The sequence below is a fragment of the Yoonia sp. R2-816 genome, from assembly GCF_046762905.1.
Taxonomy (GTDB): Bacteria; Pseudomonadota; Alphaproteobacteria; order Rhodobacterales; family Rhodobacteraceae; genus Yoonia.
The window spans coordinates 44,938-63,337 of the sequence record NZ_JBKQXN010000329.1 but is presented as its reverse complement, the minus strand read 5'-3'; the positions used below and the strand labels follow the sequence as shown (position 1 = coordinate 63,337).

General features: G+C 57.5%; 8 protein-coding genes. 2 read left to right on the top strand and 6 right to left on the bottom strand.

The genetic code is table 11. The annotated features are described in order from the left end of the window. Positions 1 to 213: 213 nt before the first annotated feature. The 5 genes from ACFWW2_RS24135 to ACFWW2_RS24115 all read right to left on the bottom strand — a co-directional run bounded on the left by ACFWW2_RS24135 (position 214) and on the right by ACFWW2_RS24115 (position 14,025). Positions 214 to 876: a 4'-phosphopantetheinyl transferase gene (locus ACFWW2_RS24135; protein ID WP_393932730.1), complete on the bottom strand. Its 663-nt coding sequence runs from the start codon at positions 874 to 876 to the stop codon at positions 214 to 216. A 26-nt stretch (positions 877 to 902) separates the two neighbouring features. Continuing rightward, a complete protein-coding gene (locus ACFWW2_RS24130; RefSeq protein WP_393932728.1) occupies positions 903 to 5,516 on the bottom strand; it encodes a MupA/Atu3671 family FMN-dependent luciferase-like monooxygenase in 4,614 nt (1,537 codons plus the stop codon). A 48-nt stretch (positions 5,517 to 5,564) separates the two neighbouring features. After that, positions 5,565 to 6,578, bottom strand: coding sequence for a glycosyltransferase family 2 protein (locus tag ACFWW2_RS24125; RefSeq protein ID WP_393932726.1), 1,014 nt, complete (start codon positions 6,576 to 6,578; stop codon positions 5,565 to 5,567). Positions 6,579 to 6,580: 2 nt separating this feature from the next. Continuing rightward, on the bottom strand, positions 6,581 to 13,006 hold the full coding sequence (locus ACFWW2_RS24120; RefSeq protein WP_393932724.1) for a type I polyketide synthase: 6,426 nt from the start codon (positions 13,004 to 13,006) through the stop codon (positions 6,581 to 6,583). A gap of 239 nt (positions 13,007 to 13,245) precedes the next feature. Continuing rightward, on the bottom strand, positions 13,246 to 14,025 hold the full coding sequence (locus tag ACFWW2_RS24115) for a WecB/TagA/CpsF family glycosyltransferase (RefSeq protein WP_393932722.1): 780 nt from the start codon (positions 14,023 to 14,025) through the stop codon (positions 13,246 to 13,248). A gap of 123 nt (positions 14,026 to 14,148) precedes the next feature. On the opposite strand from ACFWW2_RS24115, the gene ACFWW2_RS24110 reads away from it, so the two are divergent. Both ACFWW2_RS24110 and ACFWW2_RS24105 read left to right on the top strand, forming a co-directional pair. Further along, the gene (locus ACFWW2_RS24110) at positions 14,149 to 14,982 is read left to right on the top strand and encodes a glycosyltransferase (RefSeq protein WP_393932720.1); all 834 of its coding nucleotides are present in this window, start codon (positions 14,149 to 14,151) and stop codon (positions 14,980 to 14,982) included. 66 nt (positions 14,983 to 15,048) lie between these two features. After that, positions 15,049 to 16,293: a glycosyltransferase family 4 protein gene (locus ACFWW2_RS24105; protein ID WP_393932718.1), complete on the top strand. Its 1,245-nt coding sequence runs from the start codon at positions 15,049 to 15,051 to the stop codon at positions 16,291 to 16,293. On the opposite strand, the gene ACFWW2_RS24100 is transcribed toward ACFWW2_RS24105, so the two are convergent. Then, on the bottom strand, positions 16,290 to 18,398 hold the full coding sequence (locus ACFWW2_RS24100; protein WP_393932716.1) for an NAD-dependent epimerase/dehydratase family protein: 2,109 nt from the start codon (positions 18,396 to 18,398) through the stop codon (positions 16,290 to 16,292). The two genes, ACFWW2_RS24105 and ACFWW2_RS24100, sit on opposite strands and share 4 nt — an antisense overlap. Between the last annotated feature and the right edge of the window lie 2 nt (positions 18,399 to 18,400).

The following is an 18,400-nucleotide window of genomic DNA, read 5'->3' as shown; positions in this document are numbered from 1 at the left end:
TCTTCGTAGGTGTCAAGCGCCAGTCCAAAGTGCCAGCTGTTCCGCAATCCTCTCATCGGCGCTGTTTGGATCGATGATAGTATTGGTTTGTAATAATCAACCATGAATAGAGTGTTAATTTCCATCATCTTGCGCCCAATGACCTGCTTGATGGCAAATTGTTGCCGAAACGGAATTAATTAGATGTAGACGAGACAACCGAATTATTGTTGATCACACCGGTTCGAGGATAACGCCGGCAAGCATAAAACCAGCGGCAGCACCAAATTGGCCATGCACCATTTGATCCGCGCGGAACGGACCGACATTGCGTGAGAAAACAGCCTGAAACTCGCCCATCGACGCGGAAAGTCTGATATTTAATGTATGAAAATCAAACATTTCCTTGCTGATCGGGTATTGCGCCTTGTAGACAGCCTCCTTGGCGCAAAATAGCTTGCGCGCCAATAAACCTCTTTCAGCAATTGGGCGGGCTTGCAGTCGTTCCCGTTCATCCACAGTCGTTATCACCTCGATCAGATCAGCCTCCAACGGCAGATCAGGCTCGATATCAACACCGACAGTTTCGTCACTCAAAGTCACAACCGCAACACAGGCGGAATCGCAATGTGCAATGCTACCGCGCAGTCCTACTGGCCAAATGGGGGCCCGATCTGCGCCCATAAGAATCGGTCGCACAGACTGACCTATTGCCTTCATCGCCAGCCGTGCCGCATACCGCCCAGCGCTGAACTCGCGCAATCGCTTTGGCACCATACCTTCTGTTGCAGCCATCTCGGCGGCCATCAAATCCGGTTGTTCAGCGGTAGGATCTGTCACGCCCACACCCATCGACGCGGGGAACAGACCCCGCATCACCACCTGCAGATCGGCCAACATGGGGTCAGACCCTAACCCGGCATTCATCTGGTTCGGTTGGCCCGCATGTTGCGGCGGCGGGCCATGGCATCAGCGCGTGACTGCGCGCGGTCCGCAACCACCGATGCTTGCACCGCGGGCTTGGTTTCCGACGTCACGCCCAGATGCTTGCCCAGACCCGACAGGGTCGGAAACCGGAAGATGTCCGTGATGGACAGGCTCGTCAGGCCCAACTGGTCACGCATTTCGCGATGTGCCTGTACCGCGAGCAGGGAATGGCCCCCCAGCGCAAAGAAGTTGTCGTCAGGCCCAATCTGCGACACTCCAAGGATCCGTGACCAGATTTCCGAGATCCCGCCGGTCACATCAGACGAAACTACGGTCTTGGTCGCGACCGGCGATGGCCTTGGCGCGGCCGCAGGTTTTGCCGGCGCCGGCAACGCTTTTCGATCCACCTTCTTATTTGGTGTCAGAGGAAACCTGGGCAGCGTAACAAAATGAGCAGGGATCATGTAATTCGGCAAATCCACCGCCAGCCTTTCACGCAGATCTGTATTGGCAACACTGCCTGATGTGGTCATATACGCCACCAATCTGACGTCTCCGGGGGTGTCTTCGCGGGTCATCACGACCGCTTGGGTCACGTTTGGTGCCGCCTCCAGCTTTGCTTCAATCTCACCCAGTTCGATCCGATAACCACGAAGTTTGACCTGATGATCGGTCCGACCAATGTAATCCAGCCGACCATCGGGCCTCCAACGCACCAGATCGCCGGTGCGGTACATCCGGGGGTTTACCTGACCACTCTTTACAAACGGGTCGGGCAAAAACCGCTCGGCGGTTAACTCGGGCCGCTGCCAGTACCCACGGGTCACACCAGCGCCGCCAACATATAGTTCACCCGGCACGCCAACCGGCACCGGCTGACCTCCGTCATCAAGGACATAGACCTGAGTATTCGCAATGGGACGGCCGATATTCACGATCCCTTCATCAGGACCGGCGGTTTGTGTTGTCGACCAAATGGTCGTTTCGGTTGGCCCATACATGTTCTCAATGCTGGCATCCGTGAACGTCGCCAAATCCGCGACCAAAGAACCTGACAGGGCCTCACCACCGATCATCAGATGCTTGACGGTACCCAACGCCTGACTGGCATCTTCATTCATGCAGATCATTCGGGCCATGCTGGGTGTGCACTGCAGATGGGTCACGCCATGGCGTCTGATCTGCGCCGCGATTGAAAAGTCCTGCGGATCAACCTCTGCAACTGGGCCATTCACACGGCGCAGCACCTCGGCCAGCGGCCGCAGACCGTCAAGAACGGTTTGCTTTTCGATCCCATACTCGATCAGACAAGCCACCTCGTCGACGCCGATTTTCTTGAGGGCTTCAACACGCTCCACGCCATCCTCAACGGTGCCAAACAGGCCGGAATCCTCAAAATACCGCAAGAAGGCAAAATCGAGGATCGCTTCCAATTCATCCGGTTCCAACGACCCCAGGTCGATCTCCATGGGGTTGGCTGCACCTTCCGGTTTCTTGAAAGCGGGGAAAGCCCAGGCATATTGCTTAATCAAACCCGCCGCCGCGCGCAGATAGTCTTTCATCGGTTCGCGCGCGATTTCGCGGGCCTTTTCACGGTCATCAGCCAGGAAAGTATGCAGCATCAGCGTGACCTTGTGGTCTTTCGGATCATGGCCTGCCTTGCGCAGCGCATCATGATAAACCGTGATCTTCTCAGCGACCTCGTCAATGCTTTGACCCAAAAGATGCGTCAGTACATTGGCGCCCACTTCACCGGCCTGTGCCCATGTGGCAGGGTTACCTGCCGTCGTCACCCACATCGGGATTTTCTTGGACAGCGGGCGCGGCTGCGTCACCACGCTGTGCATTTTCCCGTCCTTGCGCGGGAACGCGACCTCTTCACCGGCCCAGAGCCTGCGCACCTTGTCGATAGAATCCGCCAATGCCGGCTTGTTGTCCGGCGGCGTATTTTCAGGGCGCAGGACAAAGTCATCAGGCTGCCAGCCTGACGCCATTGCCAGACCAACCCGACCACCCGTCAGATTATCAATAACCGCCCATTCTTCGGCAATTCGCGCCGGATGGTGCAGCGGTGCGACGATGCTACCTGCCCGGACCGCTAGATTCTTTGTGACAGAGGCCACCGCCGCACCAGTCACCGCTGGATTGGGGTAAGAGCCACCAAAGGCGTGAAAGTGACGCTCGGGCGTCCAGACGGCGCAAAACCCGTTGGCATCGGCGAATTTTGCACCTTCCAACAACAGCTCATACCGGTCGGCGCTGACCGCATCATTGTTGCCCCAGTAATACAGGCTGAAATCCATATTCTGCGCGCTGACCGCGACTGGTCCGGCGCCGCCAGACACCAACGCGGGGCTTTCATCACCGCTGATGACCAGCTTGAAACCACGCGCCAGAGTATAGAACAGCTCCAACACCGAGATATCGAAGGACAGGCTGGTCACTGCCAGCCAGACACCGCCCGCGTCGTGGTTGATCCGATCATCCATGCCGGTAAAGAAATTGGCCACATTGCGATGCTCCACCATGACGCCCTTCGGCTTACCGGTAGAACCCGAGGTGTAGATCACATAGGCCAGATCAGACGAATCCATCGGTGTATCGGGATTGGCATCGGGACTGTCCGATATGCGCGGATCGGTATCCAGCGCCAAGACCTGTGCGTTGTGCGCGGGAAGCGCAGCAGCCAATTCCGATTGCGTTACGATGACCGATGCACCGCTGTCTTCGATGTAATAGGCGATCCGATCAGCCGGAAAGGCGGGATCCATCGGAACATAAGCACCACCCGCCTTGAGAATTCCAAGGGCACCAATCAACATATCGGCAGAGCGGTTCGTATAAAGTCCGACAAGCGTGCCGGGGCTCACGCCGCTCTCGCGCAGAACATGGGCGACACGGTTCGCAGCCGCATTCAAAGCAGCATAAGTGTAGGTCTCATCTTCAAAGACAAGCGCTACGACATCTGGCGTGCGTGCGACTTGTTGCTCAAACATACTATGTAGGGTCGCGCCCTGATCATAATCCGTTTCCGTGCGGTTCCAGCCATACAAAACCAGATCGCGTTCAGTGTGTGGCATGATCGTCAGCTCAGCGATAACCGCGTCATCGGAACATGCCGACGCGATGCAAGACAGCCTGTCAACAAGACGATCCATCGCCTCATCTGCCAGACGGGCACTGTCATAAACCAATGCAGGTGCCTGATCATCTTGGGCAAAAGCCAGCGTTATGGCAGTGCCATCAACCAAATCGGCTGATCCCAGCGACACGCCGACCTGTGGCTGCGGGAGGTCGGAAAGATCCGGATCACGCGCAATAAGATCGAGCGCGAAAGACGGATGCTTTTTCGCAAACGAGACTTCCGCCACAACCTTCGAAACAATATCAGAGAATGTCGCGCCAGCCGGCACGTCCAGAGCCAGCGGCACCCAGCGGCTGAACAATCCGGTATCCGACACCAGATCTGCCGCATGTAGAGCCAGAAAAACTCTATCCTCTGGATTAAGCCGCGCGAAAAGACCATAGAACGCAGCGATCAGTTGCTCCTGCGACAGCGAGACATCCAACGCGCGCTGTTTCACTTCAACCGCCGCACTATCGGTGACCTCCGCCAGCGGCACAGGCACCGACGATTTCATAACCCTACGCCACCGTAACTCGCCTGGGGCGATCTGTGCCATTACGGCGGTCAGTCGCTCTGCCATATCCGCATCAAGAGGCGACAACCTATCGCCTTTGCCGGGCAGGTCCGCCGATGCAACATCTTGACCGTAAATATCCCTTAGCACCAGGAGGCGAATTGGCTCAGAGCCGGTCGCAACCACCACGCCGTCTTCTGTGACATCCAGAACCGTTCCGGGTGCAGCAGCAGACAAATCGGTAATCTCTGCCCCGCCAACCAGCATAACCCGATCATCAAACAGTATCTTCGGGGCCGTCAGCGGATTCCAATAGTGCCCATGATCCAGCCCGCGGATCAACCGCAACAGGGCGTCCGCATCTTTGGCAAAATCAAGCACCCCAGCCGCCGCAGGACGATCCGCACGCGCGAACAGCTGACGCGCCGCCAGGTCCTGCTCCCGCCCTTCGGGACGACCCGTTTCAAGCTGGGCAATGACTGCACCAAATCCGTCAATTGCAGCAGCAAAGCATTTTGCGTTCAGGGTTAGTGCGGTCTCGTCGGGGGCAAGGTCAAACATACGTTGATCAATAATCGCGCCTTCATCAACGCCGCCGTCAATCATGTGCCAGGTGATACCGTGCTGTGTTTCACCATTCAAAATCGCCCAGACCGGCGTATTCAAGCCAGCGTAGCGAGGCAACGGCCCATCGTGGAAATTGACGGCCCCTTTCCCAGCCAACGCAAGAACATCATCAGGGACCAGCGACAGGTTCGCGATGCTCAATACCCAATCACACGGGGCCAACCGCCCGGCCAACCCAGCGCCGGGATGGGTCGTGTTGATCCCCTTTTCGACAGCCCAGCTTCGCACGTCATCATCCCGCGTCACAACCGTCTCAATCCGGTGACCCTTGTCCAACAACATCTGGCCGCAATGGGTCAAAAGGGATTCATTGCCGATCAGAATACAGGAAAAGCTACTCATGGGTGGCTCCAATGCATGTGGTCCCTTGCCGGGAGATACTCTTAAGACTCATGACTGCCCCGAGTGGACAAGGGGGGTATTTTGGATCGCAGCGTCAGTTGCGTTGAGTTTTGCGCTCCGCACCGCAGCGCGGATATCATGCACCATCAGATCGCGAAGAAACCGTGCCTCTTCACCAACCTGCTTGCGCTGGATCAGGCATCGCAGACGCCAGATCAGCCCGCCGGCAACATGCGCAACAGTTGCCGCTGCCGCATAGGCGCGACCATGGTTCTTGATGAAGTAATGCAGGCGCGAGTCAAACCAGTAGCCGGGCTTGCGCGCCCAAGTCTTCATACCTGTTGAGACTGACCCGATATGGGTCACCTTACTGTCAGGCAGATAGACCATGGGCCAGCCCGCAAGCTTCGCACGGCGGCACAAATCGGTCTCCTCGAAATAGAGAAAGAATGTCTCATCAAACAAACCGATCTCGGCCAGCGTCTCATACCGCATCATCATGCTGGCCCCAGCCGCCCAATCCACAACTGTCGGACCATCCGGCAAAGGTTGCGGGATGACATGGCGGCGCAGGAGTTTAGTGATCGGGCCGGTTTTGGCAGCACCTTCCAACTCGCTCCAGATCGACGGAAAGCGGAAGATCGTGCAATGCCAGTCGCCATCGGGGCCGTGGATGTTGCTACCTGCAAACCCGGTCTTTGGATTGGCCTGAAGATAGTCCAACAGGATCCTGATCGCCCCGTCATCCGGGAAGGCATCTGAATTCAGGATATAAACATAGTCAGGCGGCGGACCATCACGCAGCCCCGCCTGAATGCCATAATTGTTGCCAGCACCAAAACCACCATTGTGGCCGGACTGCACAACGCGGACCCGGTCCCAACCACGTTCCTTCACGCCAGCCTCTAGCGCTTCAAACGATCCATCCTGTGAATCGTTGTCCACGATGATGATCTGCCCGTCGATTCCCTTCATTTCGCGCAGCGCGGCCTCAGCCGACTGCAGGGTCATATCGGGAGTCTTGTAATTCAGGATAATAGTCCAGAGTATCGGGTCAGCCATTGTCATTCCGCCGCGATCTGATCGGCGGTATCGGTGATCGGGTCGGCGTCTTCGGCCGCTACGATGGCCGCCTTCATCTTGGTCGCCAGCACGCGCACATTCGGCTCTAGCACCATGCTGTCATGGTCGCCCGGCACCTCGATCACCTCGAGCCCTGACAGCCAACGACCCCAATCATTATCAGGGTAAACATATTCCTTGGCTGCCGAGATCCATTGACCGCCAGACACCTTGTAATACCGATCCAGCGGTGGCCGGAACAAGGTGACATTGCCATCCCACGGACGCAGGTCGAACTTGGGCAGCGCTGCATAGAACGCGGCTTCAATCGCAGCATCATGAAACTGATTGTCATCAGCCTGCGCAATCTGCGCACGGTCTTTCTTGCCCAGTTCCCAAGCAATACGGTTACGCGCCCATTCGACCAGATAATTTGGTCCCTTGCGCCTGATCTCATGCAGTTTGATCAGTGCCTTATCGGTTTTACTCGGGACAGGCCGCATCGGCAGCGGTGTATCCAGCATAACCAGCAGGCTGACAGTCTCACCCTCTGCCTCCAACTGATGCGCCATTTCATAAGCAGTCAGGCCACCGCCAGAGAAACCACCCAGCATATAGGGCCCCTGCGGTTGCACCTGACGTAGCTCGGCAATCATGTCCGCGGCCGCCTCGGCCAATGTTTCATGCGGCGGCTGATCCCCCAAAAGGCCGCGCGCCTGAAGCCCATAGAACGGACGGTCCTGCCCGATCAGATGGGCGAGATGGCGCAGGTTCAGGACATTGCCAAACATGCCAGCGACAAGAAAGAACGGTGTTTTCGGCCCGCCTTCGCCCTTATGCATCGCGACCAGATGGGTAAAGCGGCGTTTCGGGGCCTCCGCAACCCCACCATCCACCGCTGTATCACTGTCACTACCGGTGCGTTCCGCGATCAGGGCAGCGCATTGCGCAATTGTTGGCGCCTCAAACAGGACAGAAATCGGGAATTCGGTCCGATAGGCCTTCTTGATCATCGCAAAAAGACGCACCGCGATCAGGGAATGACCGCCCAGATCAAAGAAGCTGTCGGCCACGCCGACCTGATCGACACCCAAAAGATCTTCCCAAAACCCTACAAGGGTCCGTTCAATATCCGTGGATGGGGCAACATATTCGCTGTCCAACTCTGGGCGCTGGAATTTCTGCCCATCACCGGCCTCAGCACTGTCCACAACATTGGCCTGTGCAATCAGCGTCGGCAGATCAAGCGAGGATATCACTACTTGGCCCAGACCGCTGGCCAGCGCCCGTTCAAACGCGTCCGCCCCTTCAACGGGCTGGATGCCCTGGCTGATGTTATGCTGTAGACGCTCCTCTGCAGGCGATAGCGGCTTGTCGTTGGCCGCATCAGCATCCGTGAACTCGATCTCACTCGCACTTGGGGCCTTTGTGGCAGCGAAACCGCCTTCAAGCCGGTGAATAGTGAATCCTTTGATCTGCATGCAGATATTGCCATCCGCATCCGCCAGCGAGATATCAAAGCTGGCAAACGGATTGGCCGTCGTGTTCGCCCCGGCATTGCGCACATGGCTGTAGATGTCGGCTGGGAGCGGGGCAAAAACCTGCACGCTGCCGTAGGACACGGGCACCCACAGGTTCTTCGCTTCGTAGCCTTCGATCAACTGCATCGCCCAGCCGGTCGCTAGATCCAGCAATGCGGGGTGAAGCAGATAGCCCTCTGCTAGATCGCCGTGAAACGCATCTGGCAACGCCAGTCTGGCCAACCCTTCACCGTCGCCATAAGCCATGGTCCGCAGAACGCGCCAGCGTGGACCAAAATTCAGATGCTCTTCTTGCGGTGATCGGTGCCCATTGGGATCATCGCCGTGCTTGTTGGAACAACGCGCATCAATCGCCGCAATCTCCAACGGCGCGGGAACCGGCCGTTTACCAAGCGCCACATTGGCCTGCGCATTTAATGCAAAGCCTTCTCGGCTGCCAACGCGCACATCGCTTTGAATAGTCACCGTATAGCCCGCATCCGTCCGGGCCAAGCGCAACCGCATCTGCCGACCGCCGCTATCCGCCACATCAAGCGGGCGGAAGAAATACAGATCACTGATCTCAAACGGACCCGTCTCGCCCTGCGCTCTCAGCGCTTCAGCAATCAGTTCCAGATAGCCGGTGCCGGGCAGCAATGCCTGCCCGTCGCTGGTGCGGTGCTGGCCAATGATCCAGCGGCTGATGTCATATGTGGCCGTGAACACCCGGTTTCCGTCGCGGTCGAAAGAGGTTTCATCCAGTAACGGCGCATCGACGGGCAGGGCAGGTGCGGGAGCCTGATTACCCAGCCGTTCAGCCATGGCATCGGCGGCCATACCGACCTCTGACCAGATCCCCCAGTTGATCGCGATCACCTTGGTCTTGCCACCCTGACGGCTATTGGCAAAAGCATTCAGAAAGGCGTTTGCGGCCACATAATCGACCTGCCCAGCGGGGGCAGTAACGGTACTGGATGATGCAAAGACGACCATCAAATCCAGCGATCCATCCGGGAACAGGGTGTTGAGCACCTGCGTGCCGTGGATCTTGGGGGCAAATACGGCCTCAACCTCGAACTGGTCCTTGGTCAAAAGCGGCGCATCGGCAATGACACCAGCCCCGTGAATGACAACATCCAGACCGCCAAAGCGTGCTTTGACCTGATCGACAATATCGCGCATGTCTTCCAGATTGCAGACATCCGCGGCGGCAATCATGACCTCTGCGCCAAGAGCCTCCAGCCGTTGAACGGCGGCGATGCGACGCGAGATACTGTCAAAAGGCCCGTTATCGCGCATATAAGCGTCACGATCCTCAGGGTCCGGCAATGGATTGCGCGATAACAGAACGATCTTGGCCTTATGATTGACAATCAGGTCTTCGGCAAGCGTCAGGCCGATGCCCCCGAAACCACCAGTGATCAGGCAGACCGCTCCATCGCGGATTGCGGGTTCCTCCGGTTCCTCAAGCGGCGCGGCCTCATACGACAGCTCCAGCCGCTTACTATCGCGATACGCCGCTACGCTATTCGCTGGCTTGGCCAATACATCCTGCAAAAGACTATCCGCCAAACCGTCAAGGTTCCCTCTGCGGCCCTTTGGCAAAACCACATCAAGAACCGCACAGGTCACCCCCGGCAATTCACGCGGCATCACACGGGCCGGTCCAAGGATGGTCGATTTCTCGGGATAGGGCAGCGGTTCGCCATTCACGCTGACTGCACCGCTGGTCACCGCAGTGATATGCAACGGCTTGGGCAGGCTTTCATCGGACAATGCCTGCGCCAGAAACATCAGGCTATAGAACCCCTGCTCCTGATTGCGGTGGAAGAAACTACCGCCGGGCCGGAACGTTTCAGCCGCAGTCACAAGCCACAAATGCACGATCCGCGATGGTGCCTGACCACGCGCCAGCAAATCCGCGATCAGTTGATCGTATCCTTCACGGCCGCGTTCAGGTGCCAGCACATAGTGCCCATCCGCATCGCGCCCGAAACTGTCGCCGGCCCGCACCTCTGTCACTGCATGTCCTGCATCACGTAGCCGGGCGGACAGCTTGGCACCCAAACCGGCATCATCCATGAAGATCAGCCAGCTTTGCGGGGTGATCGCAGCGCCATCAACGCTCAGACTGCCATCGATTGCGACATCGATATGGGGCAGACGGTGATGCCAGACCGGGCGATACCCCCAGTTTTCAACATCCTCGATCCGCATCGGCAACGTGGCGGGCGCAGCGGTTTCAGCCTTGCCCGGCTCAATGAAATAGGGGCTGCGCTGGAACGCGTAAGTCGGCAGCGGCAGGCGATACCGCTTGGCCTCACCCCAGATCTGCGACCAGTCCAGATCATAGCCCAGCGCCCAGAACCGTCCGAAAACGCTGATGAAATAGGCATCATCCGCGATGTCCTGCTGCGGGTGACGCAAGGTGCTGATCACCTGCTGGCCCGGCACCGCGCCATGGGTCTGGGTCAGCGAACTCAGCGCCTTTCCGGGACCGACCTCAATATAGATCCGGTCGGCCTTTTCACTCAGCGTCGAGATGCAATCGGCGAAATTCACCGTATTGCGCAGATGGGCGACCCAATAGGCGGGGTCGGTGGCCTCTGTTTCGGTCAGCACCACACCGCTGCGGTTCGAGATGATCGGTATCTGCGGCGGGTTCAGCGGGATCGACGCCAGATAATCATGGAACCGGCCAAGGATCGGTTCCAGCATCCGCGAATGAGCGGCGATGTCGATCTGGATGCGCTGGCTTTCAATCTCGGCCTGCGTCAGCCTTTCGGCCAGAGCATCAAGGGCTGCTTGGGGGCCAGAGACGACCGTCAGCCCCGGCGCATTGACGCTGGCGATATCCAGATCATCGGCCATGTAGGGTTGCAGATCGTCCAGTGACAGCGGCACGCTAAGCATGCCCCCCGCAGGTACGGTGTCAAACAGCTGCCCGCGCAGCAACACCAGTCCTATACAATCCTCGAACGACATGACGCCCGCCAGACAGGCCGCCGTATTTTCCCCCATGGAATGACCGACAAGGGCGGCGGGCTCCACCCCCCAAGACATCCACAATTGCGCCAGGGCATATTCGGTGATCATGATCAGGGGCAGTTGGACGGACGGCTTTTGCAGGGCCTGTGCAACTACGTCTTCATCGCCCGGTTCCGGCAGCCAAAGCGCGCGAATATCGTAGTCCAGCTTCGGTTGCAGGATATCCAGACCGCGATCCATCCAGTCCTGAAAAACCGGCTCCGTCTCGTACAGATCGCGCGCCATGTTCACATATTGCGCGCCGCCGCCGGGGAACATAAAAACCACATCGGGGTTGGTCAGTTCCGAATGGGTAAAGACACGACGCGGATCGGCTTCTTCCAACAGCGCGGCTGCCTCTGTCGCCGTTTCTGCCACGACAACACGGCGTTTTTCAAAGGCGCGGCGACCTTCCTTCAGCGTAAACGCCACATCGGCCAATGGCAGATCGGGGTTATCGCGCAAATAGGCGGCAAGCGCACTGGTATTAGCATCCAACGCCGATTTTGACCGGCCAGAGATCGTCAGAATGTGAAAAGGCCAGTCGGATTCCTCCGACGCCACGCGTTCGGGTGCTTCCTCAAGGATCACATGGGCATTTGTCCCGCCTACACCCAGCGAATTGACCCCGGCCCGGCGTGGACCCTTGTGCGACGTCCAATCGGCCAGTGTCGCATTTACGCTGAACGGGCTGTTTTCGAAATCAATCGACGGGTTCGGCGCCTCATACCCCAGGCTTGGCGGGATCTGCTTGTGATGCAGCGACATCGCCGTTTTGACGACGCTCGCCACACCGGCAGCCGTATCCAGATGGCCGATATTGGTCTTGACCGACCCGATCTTGCAGAACTGGTTTTCGTCGGTGGTTTCGCGGAAGGCGCTGGTCAGGGCGGCAACTTCGATTGGATCACCCAGATAGGTGCCGGTGCCGTGGCATTCGACATAATCAATCGTATCAGCGGAAACGCCCGCCATCGCGTGCGCCTCCGAAATCGCGGCGGCCTGTCCTTGGACACTAGGTGCCAAATAGCCCGCCTTGGCCGACCCATCATTATTGACCGCCGACCCCTTGATCACTGCCCAGATATGATCGCCATCGGCAATCGCATCCTCCAGTCGGCGCAGCACGACGGCACCGGCACCGGATCCAAAAACCGTACCCTCGGCGCGATGATCGAACGCATGACACTCACCATCGGGTGACAGGATCTCGCCATCCTCGAAAATATACCCCCGCCCGTGCGGCAGCTCGATGGTCACGCCACCGGCCAGCGCCATGTCGCATTCACCGTTCAACAGGGACTGACAGGCGTAATGGGTTGCAACCAACGATGTCGAACAGGCGGTCTGCATGTTGATCGACGGACCATGCAAGTCGAAAACATGGCTAACCCGGGTCGACATGAAATCCTTGTCATTGCCGGTATGACGCAACAGGAACATACCGGTGCTTTGCACCAGATCAGGGTTCGAACAAATGTTGAAATAGAAATAGCTGCCCATGCCGCAGCCCGCAAAAACCCCAATGGGGCCACTGAATTTCTCGGGCGGATGCCCCGCATCCTCAAACGCTTCCCAAGACACTTCCAGAAACTGGCGATGCTGGGGATCCATGATCGCCGCTTCCTTGGGGCTGAAGCCAAAGAAATCGGCATCGAACATCTCGAACCCGTCAAGGGTGGCGGCAGCAGGGACATAGTTGCGATGACGCATCCGATCGGGGCTTTCGCCCGCCTCAAGCAACGCAGCCTCATCCAGCTTGCGGATCGACGATTTGCCAGCCTTGAGGTTCTGCCAATAGGTCGCCACAGCCTCAGCACCGGGCAAATGCGCAGCCATCCCGACAATCGCAATGTCGTTTTCGCGTCCGTCCATACTCATTACGTCTATACTTCCCTTCGGGACCAACAATCCCGGCATAAATCAGTCTTTTGGCAAATTTGAGACACAGAAGGTCTACTTCGCGACTCTCGCCAGTTTCTTCAAATTCCTTGCCCGTAACGGGACAAAACTACCCAATCCTCAGCTGCTATTGAAGTGTTAAACGCAGCAACCCTGCCAAAACAGTCATGTTTTCCCGACCAACCTATGTCAGACAAATCCGCCAGTCTGTGCGAAAATCACGTCCGGCGCTGGCGAAGCGATGACACAACAAGACCGGGCAGAATGGCAAAACACAGGGCATAGCGTTTTACCAGACGTCGCGGATTTGTCAGAATACGCCAAAGCCATTCCATCGCGATCCGGCGCACCCAAACCGGCGCGCGTCTCTGGTGACCAGCGATAAAATCCAGACCGGCGCCGATAGACACAAAACCGCAATCTGGCGCGAGACTTGCACCACGCTCCGCCAAAATCTCTTGTTTCGGCGCGCCCAGCGCTAGAAAACACAGTCCAGCTCCTGACTGGTCGATCTCATGCAATGCTGCCGCAGCGGCATCCCCCAAAGGATCAAAACCAAAGGCCGGCGCAATCCGAGCCACAACCTGCAGCCTCGGATGGTCTTCCTTCAGGCGGTCCGCAGCAAGGTCCAGTGTCTCCTGCGTCGCCCCCAACATCGCGATTGGAACATCCTGTTTGGCCGCGATTGCCCCCAACGGCGCAATCAGCTCCGACCCCGGCATCAGATCAACCTTGCGACCAGCCAGACGCGACAACCAGACAATCGGGTTGCCGTCAGCGACCACATGACTGTGACCGGCATAGGCCTCGGCAAATCGGGCGTCTTGCCGCATCTTCACGATGTGATCAAGGTTTAGGGTGGCAACCGTAAATCCCTGTTTTTGCTGGAGCCGGGCAGCGACATCATCAAGAAACGCTTGCCGATCAGGAAAATTCACCAGCGCCAACGGGCCTGTGCCATTGATTACCTGTTCAGATGACGCAACACTCTCACGCACAACAAATCCTGACGTTCATTATGACTTTTTCAAACAGCATCTTTCATCGCACAGCGCGACCAGTCTGTCCAATACATCCGATACCGTCCATAACAGGCCGGGTATACGGTTTGAAAGTTTGGCATGACTGACACCATCATCACCGTGATCATCGCCGCCCGGAACGAGGAAAAGCTGATCACAGACTGCCTGACCGCGCTACTGGCACAAGATGAATCAGGCCCGGTTGAGGTGATCGTCGCCGCGAATTCCTGCACCGACCAAACTGTTCCGATCGCAAAAGCAATGACACAATCATTTGCCGACAAAGGGTGGGATCTAATCGTTCTTGATCTGGCCGATGGCGGCAAACTCGGCGCGCTGAATACCGCTGACGCTCTGGCCAAAGGCACAAACCGCGTCTACCTGGACGCCGATGTCATCTGCGATCCTGCGTTGATCGGTCAGCTTCGCACGGCCCTCGCTGAACCCGACGCGCGATACGCGACAGGCACACTGGTCGTTGCCCCGGCAAGAAGCTGGGTCACCCGCGCCTATGCAAAGATCTGGACGCAGCTACCGTTCATCAAATCAAGCGCCGTTGGTGCTGGACTCTTTGCCGTAAACGCTGCCGGTCGGGCGCGCTGGGGCAAATTCCCCGATATCATCTCCGATGACACCTATGTCCGGCTGCAATTTGCACCCCACGAACGGATCGAAGTTCCGGCGCGGTATCATTGGCCCATGGTCGAAGGCCTGCAAAACCTGATCAAGGTGCGGCGGCGTCAGGATATCGGCGTGGCAGAGGTCAACAAACTCTACCCCGAACTGACGGCAAACGAAGGTAAGGCGCGGCTACAACCGCAGGACATAATCCGCCTTTTTGCGCGCGCGCCCATTGGGTTTCTGGTCTACCTGACCGTCCACATCATGGTGCGGATGGGCCGCAAATCGACCGACTGGACCCGCGGCCGATGAATTTCTTTGACATGAAAGGCGCGCTATCCGATTTAGCAAGTATTATGAAAAACGAGTATTTTTAGCATGCCCAACGCCAATACATCCGGCAAAATCGCCTATCTGACAGGGGAATACCCCAAGGTTTCGCACACGTTCATCCAGCGCGAGGTTGCGGCACTTCGGGCCCACGGTGCAGATATCCTCACCTGTACGGTACGGCGCGCCAAACCGGCAGATGTTGTTAACGACCAGTTGGAAGAACAGGCGTCCACCTTCTGCATTCTGGAAACGGCCAAGGCCCCGCACAGGCTGATCGGCGCGCATCTGGCGGCGCTCAAACACGCACCCGGACATTGGTTTTCCGCACTGCGGCTGGCGTTCCGCACCCGCCAACCCGGCTTGAAGGCGCTTCTTTACCAACTCTTCTACTTCGCAGAGGCAGGCGTCCTCGCCCAGTATCTGAAGCGCAAAGGTGTTGTGCATCTGCACAACCATTTCGGCAATTCAAGCTGCTCGGTCGCCATGCTGACCAGCGAAATCTCAGGAATTCCCTTCAGCTTCACCGAACATGGGCCAGCGATCTTTTTCGAACCCATGCACTGGCGGATTGATGAAAAGATCGCCCGCGCCAAACACGTCATCAGCATCAGCCACTTCTGCCGGTCACAGCTCATGCTGTTCTCGGATCAAAGCCACTGGCACAAGGTCAAGATCGTGCATTGCGGTGTACAACCCGAGAATTACGGTCGCAAGACCCGCACAGATTTCGGCAAACGCATCCTGTTCGTCGGGCGGTTGGATGCCGTCAAAGGCGGGCCGTTTCTGTTGGAAGCCTTCGCCAATATCAAAACCAAACACCCCGACGCCACGCTCACCATCATCGGTGACGGTGCCGCGCGAAAATCGCTCGAAGCGCAAGCAGGCAGTCTCGGCATAACCGACAATACCACCTTTGCCGGCTACAAAACCCAGGCAGAGGTCGCCGCTATGCTGGAAGACGCGGATATGCTGGTCCTGCCCAGCTTCGCCGAAGGCGTGCCGGTCGTGCTCATGGAAGCGATGGCCAGCCACATTCCCGTCATCGGATCCCGCGTCGCCGGGATTTCCGAGCTTGTCGAGGAAGGCGTATCCGGCTTCCTGACCCCACCCGGGGACGTGGCAACACTCACAGATCGGCTCGACCAACTCCTGTCAGACCCGGCGCGCTGCAAACAGATGGGGCAGGCAGGGCGCCAAAAGGTCACCGACGATTTCGATATCGACAAAGAGGCCGCTTGGTTATTGCAAGTCCTGCGCGACCAAAGCGAACAGGGCACATTGCGCCCTTAAAATCCGAACAGATTCGCCTCAACAATCGCGCGGCGCACGAATTCATCCTTGTCCTGCACCGGCTGCCAGCCCAGATCGGTCTTCGCCTTGGCATTGTCAAACGGCGAAAGGTGGCCACGCGATTTCCAGTCGGCCAATGAAATCTTCGACAGGTTCCGCTTACGCAACACCTTGTCTTTCAACGTATATTTAAGTTTTTCGGTCAGATGTAGCATCATGAATGACGAAGATTTCACCCGTAACCGCGCGTTCATCGACTGATGAATGGCATCGAAATAGCCGCGCCCGGTCAGCATCGGCTCACCGATCAGGTTATAAGACTGGCCCAGCGCCTTGTCGTTATCGATCATGCGGATCAGGCCATCAGACACATCGTCGATCAGAACGAAAGGCAGGATGTTTCGGCCACTACCCCATAACTGAACGGCCCCGGCACCATTCCACTTGCCAATGCCCCAATGCTGCAACGGGCCGCCCTTACCGATCACAATGCCAGGCCGCGCAATGACAAGCGGCAGACCGCGCGCTTCGTGCATCTCCAACAACCGCTCCTCGCTCAGCGCCTTGGCGCGGGCGTAAAGATTGCGCTCCTCAATATCGTCGCCAAATCCGGACGCCTCGGTAATGGTCTTTGACGGATCGGACATATCGTAAGACGCGATCGTGCCGGTGTAGATGAAGCGATCCACGCCAGCGGCCAGCGCGGCCTCGGCCAGCCGTTCCGTGACAGCCACATCATTTTCCAGATAACCGTCCCAGGTGGCATTGTCCGACTTGGCCAGATGATAAACAACTTTGATGCCCTCCATGGCGCGGGCAAGGCTATCGGCGTCCTTCAATAACGCGGAAAACATCTCCACCCGGTCAGGAATATCCGAAAACGGACCACCAGAACCGCGCGACAAAACCCGCACATCATAACCCGCAGCGACAAGCGATCGAGTCAAATGGCGGCCGATAAACCCGGTCCCGCCCACGACAAGAACCGTTGGGTCTGGCTGACCAGTCACCGGTGCCACTTGCGGCGCAATCACCGCATCACCCGCACCATGAACGACAGCTTCGATGTTCTTCACGACCAGCGCAGCGGTCGCTCCAGAATATCGTGGATCCATCGCATTGCCCGCCACGAACGCATCGTAAACGTTCTGAACGGTATTGGTGAAACTCAGGTCATATGGATTCTTGCGGTTCAACGACACCAACTGCTTGGCAGCATTCACAACGCCATTCCTGATACTCTGACCGGCCTGCGACAACTGCAGCGACAGCGGGCTGATCACTAGCTCCGCCGCATTCTCGTAGCGCAGGTTCAGCGTATCTTGGCCGTAGTCCAGCCGTGCAATCGCATTGGTGCCGCGGACGTAGACAGACCTGTCATCAACGCCTTCAACCAGAGAGATGTTTATCGCTACATCAACCGATCCTGCCTTTGCCAAAACACGCCATGTCTGGTGGCGGACGCCAAGGTTTCCGGGCAATGCAATCGGCTTGCCGACTGCAACCTGCACATCCGTCAATTCGCCCGCAAGATCGGTGGCAAATGCAAAAAGATGTGGCCCAATCTCAAAAAGAAGGTTTTGCGGCTCGCGCAGCATCCACAGATTGTAAGGACCAGACCGCAACGGCGTCAGCGGAAACCGCCAATTCACCTCGACCGCATCAATCCGCCCGACACTGCCATCATTGATCAACCGCTTGAGCCTACCATAGGACGGCAATCCCAGAAAGTTGTGACAAACCGCAACCTGACCACCTGACGCCTGTTCAGCCTGCAAGATCGCTTTCGTTTCATCACTGGACAGCGCAAAGGGCTTTTCCACAAACACGTTCAGCCCTGCCTCAAGGCATTTGACCGCAAGGGCAGCATGGGTCTGGGGCGGTGTCAGAATGTGAACTACGTCGCAGACCTGCGCCGCAATCATCTCGTCAACCGAGGTAAAGGGCGCAGCACCTATCGAATCCGCAAACTCCCGAGCCGCGGTATTGGACACATCACAAACAGCCGTCACGCGGCCTTGCTTGCTCTGCTCAACAGCGGTGGCATGACGGGAGGCAATATACCCGGCCCCGATAAGGCCTACGCGTAATTCTTTGGCTGTCATCA